This window comes from Thermoanaerobaculia bacterium, assembly GCA_035260525.1.
Classification (GTDB): domain Bacteria; phylum Acidobacteriota; class Thermoanaerobaculia; order UBA5066; family DATFVB01; genus DATFVB01.
Genome location: DATFVB010000293.1, coordinates 1 through 12,546, shown reverse-complemented (window position 1 = coordinate 12,546; position 12,546 = coordinate 1). Strand labels below are relative to the sequence as shown.

At 67.7% G+C, this 12,546-nt stretch carries 13 protein-coding genes; 4 read left to right on the top strand and 9 right to left on the bottom strand.

Annotated elements, in window-relative coordinates; genetic code table 11:
• Window positions 1-140: 140 nt before the first annotated feature.
• Window positions 141-1,964: a translational GTPase TypA gene (gene typA / locus VKH46_14140; protein ID HKB71984.1), complete on the top strand. Its 1,824-nt coding sequence runs from the start codon at window positions 141-143 to the stop codon at window positions 1,962-1,964.
• Between the two features lie 165 nt (window positions 1,965-2,129).
• On the opposite strand, the gene VKH46_14135 is transcribed toward typA, so the two are convergent.
• The 3 genes from VKH46_14135 to VKH46_14125 form a co-directional block, all read right to left on the bottom strand.
• The gene (locus VKH46_14135; protein ID HKB71983.1) at window positions 2,130-2,303 is read right to left on the bottom strand and encodes a hypothetical protein; all 174 of its coding nucleotides are present in this window, start codon (window positions 2,301-2,303) and stop codon (window positions 2,130-2,132) included.
• A gap of 484 nt (window positions 2,304-2,787) precedes the next feature.
• Window positions 2,788-3,597, bottom strand: coding sequence for a DUF4097 family beta strand repeat-containing protein (locus tag VKH46_14130; GenBank protein HKB71982.1), 810 nt, complete (start codon window positions 3,595-3,597; stop codon window positions 2,788-2,790).
• 41 nt (window positions 3,598-3,638) lie between these two features.
• Window positions 3,639-4,025, bottom strand: a complete 387-nt coding sequence (locus tag VKH46_14125) for an RDD family protein (protein ID HKB71981.1) — start codon at window positions 4,023-4,025, stop codon at window positions 3,639-3,641.
• 7 nt (window positions 4,026-4,032) lie between these two features.
• Between VKH46_14125 and VKH46_14120 the strand changes: the two genes are divergently transcribed.
• Window positions 4,033-4,962, top strand: a complete 930-nt coding sequence (locus VKH46_14120; GenBank protein HKB71980.1) for a hypothetical protein — start codon at window positions 4,033-4,035, stop codon at window positions 4,960-4,962.
• A gap of 552 nt (window positions 4,963-5,514) precedes the next feature.
• Here the strand turns inward: VKH46_14120 and VKH46_14115 are convergent.
• From VKH46_14115 to bshC, 4 genes are all read right to left on the bottom strand, one after another.
• On the bottom strand, window positions 5,515-6,126 hold the full coding sequence (locus tag VKH46_14115; GenBank protein HKB71979.1) for a YigZ family protein: 612 nt from the start codon (window positions 6,124-6,126) through the stop codon (window positions 5,515-5,517).
• A gap of 171 nt (window positions 6,127-6,297) precedes the next feature.
• The gene (gene bshA / locus VKH46_14110; GenBank protein HKB71978.1) at window positions 6,298-7,428 is read right to left on the bottom strand and encodes an N-acetyl-alpha-D-glucosaminyl L-malate synthase BshA; all 1,131 of its coding nucleotides are present in this window, start codon (window positions 7,426-7,428) and stop codon (window positions 6,298-6,300) included.
• 280 nt (window positions 7,429-7,708) lie between these two features.
• Window positions 7,709-8,431: a bacillithiol biosynthesis deacetylase BshB1 gene (gene bshB1, locus VKH46_14105; protein HKB71977.1), complete on the bottom strand. Its 723-nt coding sequence runs from the start codon at window positions 8,429-8,431 to the stop codon at window positions 7,709-7,711.
• Window positions 8,428-9,900, bottom strand: a complete 1,473-nt coding sequence (gene bshC / locus VKH46_14100; GenBank protein HKB71976.1) for a bacillithiol biosynthesis BshC — start codon at window positions 9,898-9,900, stop codon at window positions 8,428-8,430. Before bshC ends, bshB1 begins: the two co-directional genes overlap by 4 nt.
• Before the next feature lie 273 nt (window positions 9,901-10,173).
• Here bshC and lepB point away from each other — a divergent pair, with 273 nt between their 5' ends.
• Both lepB and VKH46_14090 read left to right on the top strand, forming a co-directional pair.
• Window positions 10,174-10,875 (top strand): signal peptidase I, encoded by a 702-nt coding sequence (gene lepB / locus VKH46_14095; GenBank protein ID HKB71975.1) that lies wholly within the window; start codon window positions 10,174-10,176, stop codon window positions 10,873-10,875.
• 9 nt (window positions 10,876-10,884) lie between these two features.
• Window positions 10,885-11,256, top strand: a complete 372-nt coding sequence (locus tag VKH46_14090; GenBank protein HKB71974.1) for a hypothetical protein — start codon at window positions 10,885-10,887, stop codon at window positions 11,254-11,256.
• 486 nt (window positions 11,257-11,742) lie between these two features.
• Here VKH46_14090 and VKH46_14085 read toward each other — a convergent pair whose 3' ends face one another.
• On the bottom strand, window positions 11,743-12,063 hold the full coding sequence (locus tag VKH46_14085) for a hypothetical protein (GenBank protein ID HKB71973.1): 321 nt from the start codon (window positions 12,061-12,063) through the stop codon (window positions 11,743-11,745).
• Window positions 12,064-12,161: 98 nt separating this feature from the next.
• Window positions 12,162-12,546 (bottom strand): phosphoribosylglycinamide synthetase C domain-containing protein (locus tag VKH46_14080; protein ID HKB71972.1); only part of this gene is annotated, 385 nt, incomplete at its 5' end.

The window sequence follows — 12,546 nt, the reverse complement described above, 5'->3', positions numbered from 1 at the left end:
GCCCACCGGATGGCGCGCGGAGCGCGCTCAGCGGATGCCGTCTGCCGGCGGCGCGCGGCTGCGGCCTCATCTCCCGTATCGCGGCGCCGGGCTCGATGGTATGCTTCGGGGTTCGCCCCGAAGGGGGCCGGGAAGGACCCATGGCCAAGAATCTCCGGAACATCGCGATCATCGCCCATGTCGACCACGGGAAGACGACGCTCGTGGACTGCATGTTGAAGCAGTCCGGGACCTTCCGCGAGAACGAGCAGGTCGCCGAGCGCGCGATGGACACCAACGAGCTCGAGCGCGAGCGCGGGATCACGATTCTCGCCAAGAACGCCGCGATCCGCTACAAGGGGACGAAGATCAACATCGTCGACACCCCCGGCCATGCCGACTTCGGCGGGGAGGTCGAGCGAATCCTGAAGATGGTGGACGCGGTGCTCCTCGTCGTCGACGCCGCGGACGGCCCGATGCCGCAGACGCGGTTCGTCCTGCGCAAGGCGCTCGAGCTGTCGCTCAAGCCGATCGTCGTCATCAACAAGATCGACCGGCCCGAGGCGCGCCCGCACCACGTCGTCGACCAGGTGTTCGAGCTGATGATGGACCTCGGGGCCTCCGACGCCCAGCTCGACTTCCCGATCGTCTACACGTCGGCCAAGGTCGGATTCGCCCGGCGCGAGATCGACCACGCCGAAAACGACGTGAAACCGCTCCTCGACACGGTCGTCATGGAAGTCGCCGAGCCCGGGGGAGACCCCGACCGGCCCCTCCAGGTCCTCGTCGCCTCGCTCGACTACGACAACTATCTGGGGCGTCTCGCGATCGGCCGGATCGTTCGCGGCCGGATCCAGGCGGGGAAGGACTACGCCGTCTGCAAGCTCGACGGCACGACGGGGAAGGCCCGCGTGACGAAGCTTCTCGCCTTCGAGGGGATGAAGCGGGTGGAGATCGCCGAGGCCTCCGCCGGCGAGATCGTCGTGGTCGCCGGGTTTCCCGACGTCACGATCGGCGAGACGATCGCCGATCCGGAGCACCCGGAGGCGCTGGCGGTGATCGCCGTCGACGAACCGACCGTTTCGATGCGGTTCCGCGTCAACGACTCGCCGTTTGCCGGCACCGAGGGGAAGTACGTGACGAGCCGGCATCTGAAGGAGCGGCTCGACAAGGAGCTCCGGACCAACGTCGCGCTCCGCGTCGAGGAGACCGGCGAGCCGGACGCGTTCCGCGTGTCGGGCCGCGGCGAGCTGCACCTGGCGATCGTCATCGAGACGATGCGCCGCGAAGGATACGAGTTCGCGCTCTCGCGGCCCCACGTCATCACGAAGGAGATCGACGGCGTGCTCTGCGAGCCGGTCGAGCTCCTCGCCGTCGACGTGCCCGAGGAGTCGATGGGCGCCGTCATCGAGAAGCTCGGCTCGCGCCGCGCCGAGATGAAGATGATGTCCACGCCCTCGAACGGCCGCGTTCGGATCGACTTCCTGATCCCGACGCGCGGGCTTTTCGGGTTCCGCAACGAGTTCCTCACGAACACGCGCGGCTCCGGCATCATGTCCCACGTGTTCGACTCCTACCAGCCGTGGCGCGGCGACGTCGCGCCCCGCGGGCGCGGCGCGCTCGTCGTGCTCGAGCCGGGAGAGACGACGGCGTATTCGCTCGAGGCCCTCGAGCCGCGCGGAACGCTCTTCGTCGGGCCCGGGGTGGCGACCTACATGGGCCAGGTCGTCGGCGAGAGCGCCCGGGAAAACGACATGATCGTCAATCCGAACAAGAAGAAGCACCTGACGAACATGCGCGCTTCCGGATCCGACATGGCCGTCAAGCTCACCCCGCCGCGGCCCATGCCGCTCGAGGCCGCGATCGAGTGGATCGAGGAGGACGAGCTCGTCGAGGTCACGCCGAAGTCGATCCGCCTCCGCAAGGAGATCCTCGACCATTCGCAGCGCAAGGTGGCCAACAAGAAGGTCGAAGACCTGGCGTAGGCACCGTTGTGTTGGCCGCCCGAGTTGAAGCGATCGCGTTCCGCGTCGCTTAACTCGGCGTTGCGAATCCTGGAATGCCGCCCGCTTGGGCCCGAAGCGCCTCGACGATTCTCTGCGCTCGGCTGATCGGCGCATGCGAAATCGCCACCCCGCAGCGGAACGTGCTCAGAAGACTTCCAGCTCAATCGCGACGACCTTACGGATTTTTGAAAAGTCGCGGTCGCGCGTCCAGAGCGTGTGGCGCGAATCGAGCGCGGTCAGGGCGATGGAGAGATCGACGAGCGAGGCGCCGCGAAAGAACGCGATCCACGCGGAGCTGTCGACGAGAACATCGCTCAACCGGACTTACCGGCGCCGGGAAGCTTTGAGATCGACGCGAAGGCGAAGCTTTTTCGCAAGACCGCGGATTTGCTCCCGCTTTCCCTTTCGAATCAGTTCCTCAAGGCCGGTCACCACGGTGTCTCTCTTTGTCCTCGAATGAGAAGCTGGGCGCGCGTCCTCCAGGATTTCCTCGGGAATGTCGGGAAGCTGCCGCTCGATTCTCGAGCGAGCTCGAATACCACTCCTCGACCGTGTTGACCGTGCCATGTCACTCCGTACAGGTTCCCGGCCGAGTCGATCGACACGCCATCGAGCGGGTCCATTCGCGTATTCGTGCGGGATCGGCGGCCCAAAGCAGAGTCTGCAGGACGTTGTCGCACTGGGCTTTGAATCCCCGGCGGTCGAAGTGGTGGGGACGGTGTCGTCGTGCGTCTGGCGCGGAACGCCGGCCCGCGGCTCGAGCCCCCCGCGCCGCGAATCAGCGGGGCCGGTTTATCGAGCCTCAGTCCCGGGATTCGTGGTCGGTCGATGCCGCCGGTTCCGGCGCCGGTGGGCTGCCCGCCAGAACGATCCGGACCGAGCCGTTGACGGTCTCGGCCTTGACCTCGAAGCGCCCGCCGTTGAACTCCCCTTCGAGCTTCCGCCCGCCGAAAGCGTGCCCGCGAGCCTCGCGGTCGCCCGCCTCGAGCCGGCCGTTGATCGACGAGAGGTGGTACCGGATCGACGCCACCGCGGGGAACTCCGCCTCGATCGACCCGTTGACGGTCTCGAGAAACGTGTCTTGCGCATCCCCTTCCCGCTCGAGCGAGATCCGTCCGTTGACGGTCTCGGCGTGGACGACGCCCCGGATCCCGCGCAGATGGACGCTTCCGTTGACCGTCTCCGCGCGCGTCTCGGCCTGGCGCCCGTCGACGTCGACCGAGCCGTTGACCGTTTCGAGCCGGACGACGGTCGTCGCCGGCAGGAGGATCTGGTACTCCACCTTCGCCAGGCGATTGCGCCCGAAAAGGAACGAGAACAGGTGCTCGTGACGAAGCGCGACGGTCTCGATCTTGATCTCGGCCCCAGGCTGGGTGACCCGGATCAGCGTGTTTTCGAGCGCCGAGGGCGTTCCCGATTTCACCGCGGTCACCCGGACGTAATCCCGGTCCCAGGCGGTCAGGTCCACCCGGCCGTTGACGTTCTCGACCCGGACGCGGTCGACTCCCTGCAGCGAATACGCCTTCTCGAAGGTCTCGGTCGCCCCCCGGGCGGCGGCGGCGAAAGCGACCAGGGCGGCGGCGAAAACGGCGGTCCGGCGAAGCGATTTCATACGTTCTCCCTCTTCCAGAGACGCAATCCGGCGGGAAAAGTTCACGTCCGCGACACCAGCCGGAGCCCGAGGGCGGAATCCACCGTCCGCGGGGCGTTTCCGTCCCGCGCGACCCGCCACGCCTCGTAAAGGTTCCATCCGGGGAGGAGCAGCGGCAGGTTCCGCAGGATCGACCGTCCGATTCCCGGCGGCCGCCCGCGCCGGTCCTCGATTTCGAGACCCAGCCACTTGCGAGACAATCCCCCCCGGGCGTCGCGGCAGAGCCAGAGAAGGAGCGTTGCGCCGAAGATGGTCCACCCGAGACCGGGGAGCGAGACCTCCGGGAAGAAAAAGAAGGCGACCGCGAGGGCCGCGACCCCCGGCAAGTCGACGGCGGCCGAGACGATCGCGGCGTCGAGGGCGAGAGCGAGCGCGCGCTGGCGGGCCAAGGACCGGATGCTAGCGGATTTGCACCTGCATTTCGAAGGGAGCGTGCCGCGCGAAACTCTCGTTGCCATCGCGCGCCGCAACGCACACGCGTTCGGGGTCGAAGGAGCGTTCGAGCGGGCGCTGGCGAATTCCCGCCGATCGGGGTCGTTTCTGCGGCTGTTTGCGGACTGCTGCCGGCTGTTCTCGTCGCCGGCCGACTATGCCGAAGCGGCCCGCGCGCTCTGCCGCGCGCTCGCGGCCGAGCTCGCCCATGCCGAGATCTACGTCTCGCCCGAGATCTGGTCGCGGTTCGGCCTCGATCCCGAATCCGTCCTGCGCGCGATCGACGCCGCCTTCGCCGCGGTCGAAGAGGAAACCGGCAGCCGGTTCGTCCTGCTCCTCGATTCCGTCCGGCAGTGGGGCGCCGACTCGGCGCACCGCGTCCTCGACCTCCACGAAAAGACCGGGATCGGACGCGTTCGGGGGTTCGGAATCGGCGGCGAGGAGGATGCGATCCCGGCCTCGGCGTTCACCGCGGTCTACGAGCGGGCGAGACGCCTCGGCCTCGGGACGTCGATTCACGCCGGGGAATGGTCGGGAGCGGAATCCGTCGCCGCCGCGCTCGACGCGCTTCCGCTCGACCGCATCGATCACGGAGTCCGCGCCGCCGACGATCCGGCCGTCCTGTCGCGCCTGGCGTCTTCGGGTGTGGCGATCTGCGCGGCCCCTTCGTCGAACCTCTCGACGGGGGTGTATGCGTCCTGGCGCGAGCATCCGCTCCCGCGGCTGCTCGAGGCGGGCGTCCGGGTCTGCCTCTCGGCAGACGACCCGACGATCTTCGGAACGTCGACCTCGGCCGAATACGAAAGCGCCCGGAACGCCTTCGACCTCGCGGAAGAAGTGATCGAATCGATGCGGCGGACGGCGTGGGAAGCGCGGTTCGGCGGGGGCGGCTGATCCGGGGCTCTTCAGTCCTCGCCGAGCAGCCGCCAGTCGGCCGCCGGGCCGCGAAGGACCACCTCTCCCGGCAGAAAGCTCCCCTCCAACCAGGCGATTCGCTGCCGTTTGAGCGCTTTCTTCAAATGAGAGACCGCTCTCCGGAGATCGTCATCCGTCGCGGTTTTCTCGACTTTTCCCCATCGCTCCGCCGCGTCGCCGCAGATGCCGGCGCCGACGCACCAGACGAAGAGCGTGTTTCGGATCGTAGCGAGGGAGAACGAACCGGGAGAGCTCCGTCACGGAAATGGGATGACCGTCGAGCGCCGCCGAAAACTTCTTCGGTTTCCGCCTCGGTAACGCTCTCCCAGGTCACGCGGGCGGCGACGGGGCGGCCGTCACGCGTCCTGTCGATTCGCAACTCGACGGCGCTCACCGACGGGTCGGCGATCAACGCGACCCGCTGACTGCCTGCCATGAGGCCGAGAAAGAGGGTCAGGAACGAAATCATCGCCGCGAGCATCCGGCCGGCGGCTCCGCGCCGAAAGCCGCAATTGGATCAACGCGGACCGCTCAGTCGGGCTCAGGCGCCGCCCGGGCAGAAAGTCGCTCCTCCCTCAAAGCGCTCTCGATCTCCTCGCGCCGACCGAGCCGGACGCGGAGCCGGAACTGCGCCCGGTCCGAGAAGCGCTCGTCCACGACCGTCACCCCGGGCGGATCGATCAGGCGTTTGACCGCCGCGACCTTCTCGTACGGCACGTCGATCACGAGGTCGACCGTGTCGAACACCGCCTCGCTCCCCGCCGCTGCGAGCGCTTCACGCGCCGTCTCGCGATAGCACCGCGCGAGCCCCGCCGTCCCGAGCTTCGTGCCGCCGAACCAGCGCGCGACGGCGACGGCCGCCTCGTCGAGACCGGCCCCGTCGATCGCGGAAAGGATCGGCTTTCCCGCGGTGCCGGCCGGCTCGCCGGCGTCGGCGGCGCGGCGCGAAGCGCCGATCCGCCAGGCGAAGCACACGTGCGTCGCGTCGTGGAACTCCTTCTCGAGCTCGAGGATCCGCGCCCGCGCCGCCTCTTCCGTCGCGGCACGGAACGCGAACCCGAAGAAGCGGGAGGCGCGCTCGCGCATCTCGCTCCGCCCCTCCCGGGCGGGAACGAGGCGCGCGTCCGAAATCCCAAATCTCAAATCTCAAATCTCAAAGGGATTCACGCTCGATCCGAAGACGAAAACCCGAAATCTCAAATCCCCCGAATCCCGAATACCCAATCTCGCCGCGGGGGCCAGACTTCTCATTGTGGCATTCGGATCTCGACCGGGGTTGACATTTGGGATTTGGAAATTGGAGTTTCGCAACCGTCATTGGCCGGCGGCCGCGCGCTCGTAGATCTCGAGATACCGCGCGACCGCACGCTCCTCCGGGAACTCCGTGACGGCGCGAAGGCGCGCGGCCTCCGAGAACCGCCGGTGGCGCTCCGGATCGGACAGGATCGACAGCGCGTCGCGCGTCATTCCCTCGATGTCTCCGATCGGGCGGAGGAACCCGCTCTTGCCGCTCTCGACGACCTCGGGAAGTCCGCCGGCGTCCGTGCCGATCACGGGGACGCCGCACGCCATCGCCTCGAGCGCCGAGAGGCCGAACGACTCGCGATCGGACGTCAGGAGCAGCAGGTCGCAGGCCGGAAGGAGCGTCTCGACGGCCGTGAGGTTTCCCAGGAAGTGGACCCGGTCGCAGATGTGAAGCTCGCGGCACGTCCGTTCCGCGAGCGCCCGGTCCGGCCCGTCGCCCACGAGGAGAAGCCGCGCCGGCATCTTCTCGAGCACCCTCCCGAAGATCGCGATCACGTCCCCGACGCGCTTGACCGGCCGGAAGTTCGAAACGTGCACGAGAAGCGCCTCGCCCGGGCGCCGGAACCCGCGCGCCCAGTCGGACGCCGCGTCCGGCCGGTAGCGGCCGCCGTCGACGAAGTTCGCGACGACGTCGATCGGGTTGCGGACCCCGAACTGCTGGACCGTGAGGTCCGCGAGATAGCGCGAGACGGCGGTGACGGCGTCGCTCTTCTCGATCGCGAACCGCGTGATCGGAAGGTACGACTGGTCCTGCCCCACGAGCGTGATGTCGGTTCCGTGGAGCGTCGTCACGACGGCGAGACGCGCCCCCGCCGATTCCCGCATCTGCCGGGCGAGGATCGCCGAGATCGCGTGCGGGAGCGCGTAGTGCACGTGCAGGAGGTCGAGCGGCGTGTGCTCGGCGACGTCGGCCATCTTCGTCGCGAGCGCCAGGGTGTAGGGCGGCGAGAGGAAGAGCGGATAGCTCGGGGCCGAGACCTGGTGGTAGGTCACCCCCGGGACGAAGTCGGGAAGGCGATGCGGACGCTCGTAGGAGAGCATATGGACGTCGTGGCCGCGAGCGGCGAGGGCGAGCGCGAGCTCCGTCGCGACGACGCCGCTCCCGCCGAAGGTCGGATAGCAGGCGATGCCTATCCTCATCGCGCGGCCTCGCGCGACGAGGAAATCCGAAACCCGACGCCCGAAACCCGAAACAAGCACGAAATTCGAATGCCCAAAGCCGGAAACAGCCCAAAGCGTCCGAAGGTCGTGATCCGCTGGTAAGTTGAAGATACCCCGGTCGCGTTTCCCGTTTCGAGTTTCGATATTTGAATTTGTTTCGTATTTCGAGCTTCGAATTTCGGATTTCGAGCGACGGAAGAAGGTTCGGCCGACAGCAACAAATCGGGCGTGGAGGTAGAGTCGTGTATTATCATCCTCTTCAGAACCCCGGCTCGAAGCCTTCGAAGGCAGCGACGATGTCGTCGATGCGGGGCGGCCGCATCGACCGGAAGCCTTCGCCGTAGGCGGCGCCGATCGCCATCCCGGCGTTGCGCGCCCGTCCTTCGACCCCGGCGAGGAAGCTCTCCGTCGCGAGGATCGTCAGCGGCTCCTTCGACGCGGGGTCGTGGAACTGCGACGCGAACGCCCGGATCGCGCGCATCTTGATCTCGTGCGTCGCCGAGACGTCGACGACGAAGTCCGGCCGGTGCTCGTACATCGTCGAGAAGTAGAGCACCTGCTGCGGCCGGTGCGCCGGATGCGCGGTCTCGATCCGCCGGAGCCCCGAGTAGAACGCGGCGTCGCCGACGAGGCGGCCGGCGCGCGCGTGGTCCGGGTGCCGGTCCTCGGGCCACGGCGCGAGGACGATCCGCGGCCGCGTGCGGCGGATCTCGTCGATCAGGAGCAGCTCTTCGGCGCGCCCCGTCCGCAGTCCTCCGTCCCCGAATTCCAGCGTCCGGCGGAACGCGGCTCCGAGGATCTCGGCGGCTTTCCGCGCTTCCTCTTCCCGCTGCTCCGGCGTGCCGCGCGTCCCCATCTCGCCGCGCGTGAGGTCGAGGATGCCGAACTTCCGGCCCGACGCGGCCACCCGGGCGAGCGTCCCGCCGCAGGTGAGCTCCACGTCGTCCGGGTGGGCGGAGATCGCGAGAACGTCGACGTTCACTCGAACTCCACGAAACGCGCGCCGTCGGTCCGGCATTCCGCCTCTCGCGAGAGCGCGGGAACGAAAGCCTTTCCGAAGCGCAGGAGGTACGTGAGCGGGCCGTACACGCGGTCGGCGGGGACGCGGCCCGGCGCGAGAAAGGTTTCCACCGTATCGACCCGGCGCATCCGCTCGACGTCCCGGCGCTCGGCGGCGCGCTCGACCTTCTCCCGAAGCCGGGAGATCGCGTGGGCCGCCTTCTCTCCGGCGGCGGCCGCGGCGGGGGCGAGCGTCGGGTCGACGGCGGCGATTTCCGGAGAGAGCGCCGCAAGCCTTTCCGCCAGGTCCTTTTCGAGCGCCTGGAGGCGAGGGGACACCGGCGGCGGCTCGGGACGGGCGGCCTCACGCAGGCGGAAGAGATCGCCGTCGGCGACGCCGAGCGCCTCGAGCGCCCGCCGTTCCCGGGCGCCGCGGGGAAACAGATGCGGACGCGGCAGGAAGACCGGCCGGGGGATGCCGAGCACCGGGAAGAGCGGCGCCGTCTGCGCGTGGTAGGCGAGCTCCGAAGGACCGAGGATCTCCGCGGCGACCGGAAAGAGATGCGACTGGAGCACGGGACGCAAGAGCGCCGCCGCCGAGGGGCGGACGGCGGGACGCGAGACGAAGTCGGCGAGCGCTTCCGGTGAGAACCGCCCGTCGCGGCCGTGCACGCCGAACGTGCGGCCGTCCCAGGAGATCTTCCGCCGCACTCCTTCTTCGATGACGAATGCGGGAAAGTCGTGCTCGGCGCGCGCGACCTGCGGCTCGAAACCCGCCTCCCGCAGCCGCCGGTCCGCGCCGTCGAGCGCGCCGGTGATCGCGGCAGCCTCGCCGAACGCGCGCCGGAAGAAGGCGACGACGGCGACGCGCCACCGCTCCTCGAGCGGATCGACCCACTCGATCGCGCCTTCCGGAAAGAGCGGCGCCAGAGTGTCGCGGAACGCCTCGGCGAAGGTCCGTCCCGGGGCCCACGCGCGCGCGAAGGGCGCGACGATGTCCTCCTCCGACGCCGGGTCCCTCCGGACCTCCGCGAAGACCTTCTCGATCTCGGGCGGGATGGGCACCGTGCCCGCGGGCTGGAAGCTCTGCGCGGGAACCGGGAGCCGGACTTCCGCCGGCGCCCCGTCGACGATGAGCGTCGCGCGGGCAATCTCCTGGAGATCGTGGTCTTCGGACGCGATCCAGAAGACGGCCCGGGCGGCGGTCCCTCGCTCCTCGAGAGCCTGCGCGAGGCGTGCGGCCGCCGCGGCTTTCGTCAGCGACAGGAGCGGCCCGCCGAGAAGTCCCGCCTGCTGCCCGGCGGCGACGACCGCGAGTTTGCCGCCCACCTCCCGCGCGCGCGCTTCGACCGCATCGATGGTCGGCGGGTCGGGGAAGAGCGCGCCGGCCTTGCCCCGCGCGAACGCGAGAAAAAGCCGGGGAATCCCCGGCATCGACTCGAACGGAATCATCGGGACGCATTATGGCGTTAAACGAGAACTAGCCGAAACGTGCTTCGCAGGCGCTCCGCGGATCGCGGCCGCCGCCCGCGATCGTTTCGGCCCACGTCCTACCTGGGGAAAAGAATTTTCCCCAAACCCCTTTTCTTGGGGCCACGACAATTCTGACCGTGTCTGAGTCTCGGCGGCACTACCGTGTTGGCGCTGTCCGAAACGATCGCGGTCGCACCCACGATCGCAGCAGGGTTCGGCTGAAGAAGTTTCAGTAATCTATAATCCCCGCCCATGGCCCGCCGAAAACAGACGCTCACGCGCGAGTATTACGAGGCGATCCTCGTCGCGGTGATCTTCGCGCTCTTCGTGCGGACGTTCGTCGTCCAGGCGTTTCAGGTCCCGAGCGGATCGATGGAACAGACCGTCCTGATCGGCGACCACATGCTCGTCAACAAGTTCGTGTACGCGCCGCACGGCGGCAATGTCCTCGAGAAGCTCCTTCCCTACCGCACGCCGCGGCGCGGGGACGTCTTCGTGTTCAAGTTTCCGGACAATCCCGACCGGGACTTCATCAAGCGCGTCGTCGGACTCCCCGGCGACCGTGTCGAGGAGAAGGACAAGACCGTCGTGGTGAACGGCAAGCCCTTTTCCGAGACCCACACCTACCACACCGACCCGCACACGTATCCGGCAGACGAGAACCTGCCCGAGGTCTATCGCAAGCGGGACAACTTCGGCCCCGTGATGGTTCCATCGGACGGCTATTGGGCGATGGGAGACAACCGCGACAACTCCTACGACTCGCGATTCTGGGGACCCGTTCCGAGCGGCAACGTGAAGGGACGGGCCCTTTTGGTATACTGGTCCTACGAGGCGGAGCCCGACTCGGCCGAGTGGCACGGAATCGCGGACAAGATCGGACGGCTCGCGGGCGTCGCCCTTCATTTCTTCACCCGGACGCGCTGGGACCGGACGTTCCGGCTCGTCCGCTAGGGAGGCGGGATGGCTCCACGGCGTTCGATGGCGGGGACCGGCCGGGTCGGCTGCGTCATCTGGCTCGCTCTCCTCGCGATCGGGATCTTCGTCGCCAGCAAGGTCGTCCCCGTCAAAATGAAGACGTCGGAGTTCTACGACGCGATGACCGAACAGGCGCAGTTCGGAAGCATCAAGGGGGACGCGAGCATCCAGGCGGAGCTCTTCCGCAAGGCGCAGGAGCTCCAGCTACCGCTCAAGAAGGACGAAATCATCGTCCGCCGGGACATGGGCTACGTCTACGTCGAGGTCCACTACAAGCTGCCGATCGAGTTCCCGATCTACGGGACGTACGTCTGGAAAGAGGACGATAAGGTTTCGCGCCCCCTCTTCGCCACCTAGACCGTCGCGGGAGCTGGCTCGGGGACCGGAAGCGCGTGACGGTGGCGCGGCTCGTCAACGAGCGACTCGACCGCGCCAGCCGTCACCCCTTCGCCGACGCTCCCGCTCCCGCATCGCGGGACCTCCGCTCGGTTACTTCGCGGAGGGTCCCCCGCGATGCGATGGGCCCCCGAAGACCCGAGAAAGGCCGGTTCCTCGATCGTAAGCAGCGCTTTGATCTCGTCTGAATTGATGAAGGCGAGGGAGGCACGCCCCCGGGGCCCCGGCGCCGGTCTTCGCAGCCGCAGCGCTGCTGGAATCAAGCACCTTCTGTCGCCCATGACGGACCGCCGCGGAGCGGCGCGCGCGTCAGCGCGCGGCACGTCGATCGACGAGCACGCCAGTGCGAAGTCAATCGCGAGAGCGATTTCCTCAGCGGGTCAACGAATCAGAGACAAAAAAAAACGGGGCCGAAGCCCCGTTTTCGAAATCGCAGTGTCCCGCGACTTACTTCTTCGGCTCCGCCTTCGAGGCGTGAATCGAGCCGTCCTTCATCTGCACGCCCGAGAGGGTGACTTCCTGGGCCATCATCCCCTCCATGGGCTTCTGGCAGTCCGCGTCGAAGTTGTAGACCTTCTTGGTCGCTTCGTCGTAGAACGCGACCTTCTGGCCCTCCTTGACGCATTTGTCGCCGCACTCCTTGTGGCTGGCCGAGGCCCCCTTGGCGCCGCAATGCGCTTCGGTGACCCAACCGGTCATCGTGTCGGCCGCAAAGGCCGCACCCGCAAGGAACGCCGAACCGAGAACCGCAACGAGAACTCTCTTCATGGTTTCCCTCCTTCTTGTTGAACGTACGTTTGATCGACCCCGCGGATTCTATGTAAACCCGGGTGGGTCAATCAATTTTGAAGTTCGGCTTCAGAAATTCAATGTCCGAGGAAACGTGCTCCGATGTCGCGCCGAAACGACTTTCCCTCGAAGCGGATCCGGTCGGCGGCCGCGTACGCCCGCTCCGAAGCCTCCGAAAGGTTGGCCCCCCGGCCGGACACGACGAGGACGCGCCCTCCCGAGGTGACGATCGCGCCGTCGCGGAATGCGGTTCCCGCGTGATAGACCGTCACGCCCGGCATGGTCTCCGTCTCCTCGAGACCCTCGATCGGAAATCCGGTCTGGTAGGAGCCCGGGTACCCGGCCGACGTCAGGACGACGGCGACACAGGCTTCCGGCTTCCACGAAAGCTCCCGCCCGGCGAGATTTCCTTCCGCGCAGGCCGCGAGGACGGGGGTGATGTCCGAATTCAGGCGCGGCAGG

What these genes read in the sequence shown, in the direction of transcription:
- typA (HKB71984.1), top strand. Translation starts at nt 141, where the DNA reads ATGGCCAAGAATCTCCGGAACATCGCGATCATCGCCCATGTCGACCAC.
- VKH46_14130 (HKB71982.1), bottom strand. Translation starts at nt 3,597, where the DNA reads ATGAAATCGCTTCGCCGGACCGCCGTTTTCGCCGCCGCCCTGGTCGCT.
- VKH46_14120 (HKB71980.1), top strand. Translation starts at nt 4,033, where the DNA reads ATGCTAGCGGATTTGCACCTGCATTTCGAAGGGAGCGTGCCGCGCGAA.
- bshA (HKB71978.1), bottom strand. Translation starts at nt 7,428, where the DNA reads ATGAGGATAGGCATCGCCTGCTATCCGACCTTCGGCGGGAGCGGCGTC.
- bshC (HKB71976.1), bottom strand. Translation starts at nt 9,900, where the DNA reads ATGATTCCGTTCGAGTCGATGCCGGGGATTCCCCGGCTTTTTCTCGCG.
- lepB (HKB71975.1), top strand. Translation starts at nt 10,174, where the DNA reads ATGGCCCGCCGAAAACAGACGCTCACGCGCGAGTATTACGAGGCGATC.
- VKH46_14090 (HKB71974.1), top strand. Translation starts at nt 10,885, where the DNA reads ATGGCTCCACGGCGTTCGATGGCGGGGACCGGCCGGGTCGGCTGCGTC.
- VKH46_14085 (HKB71973.1), bottom strand. Translation starts at nt 12,063, where the DNA reads ATGAAGAGAGTTCTCGTTGCGGTTCTCGGTTCGGCGTTCCTTGCGGGT.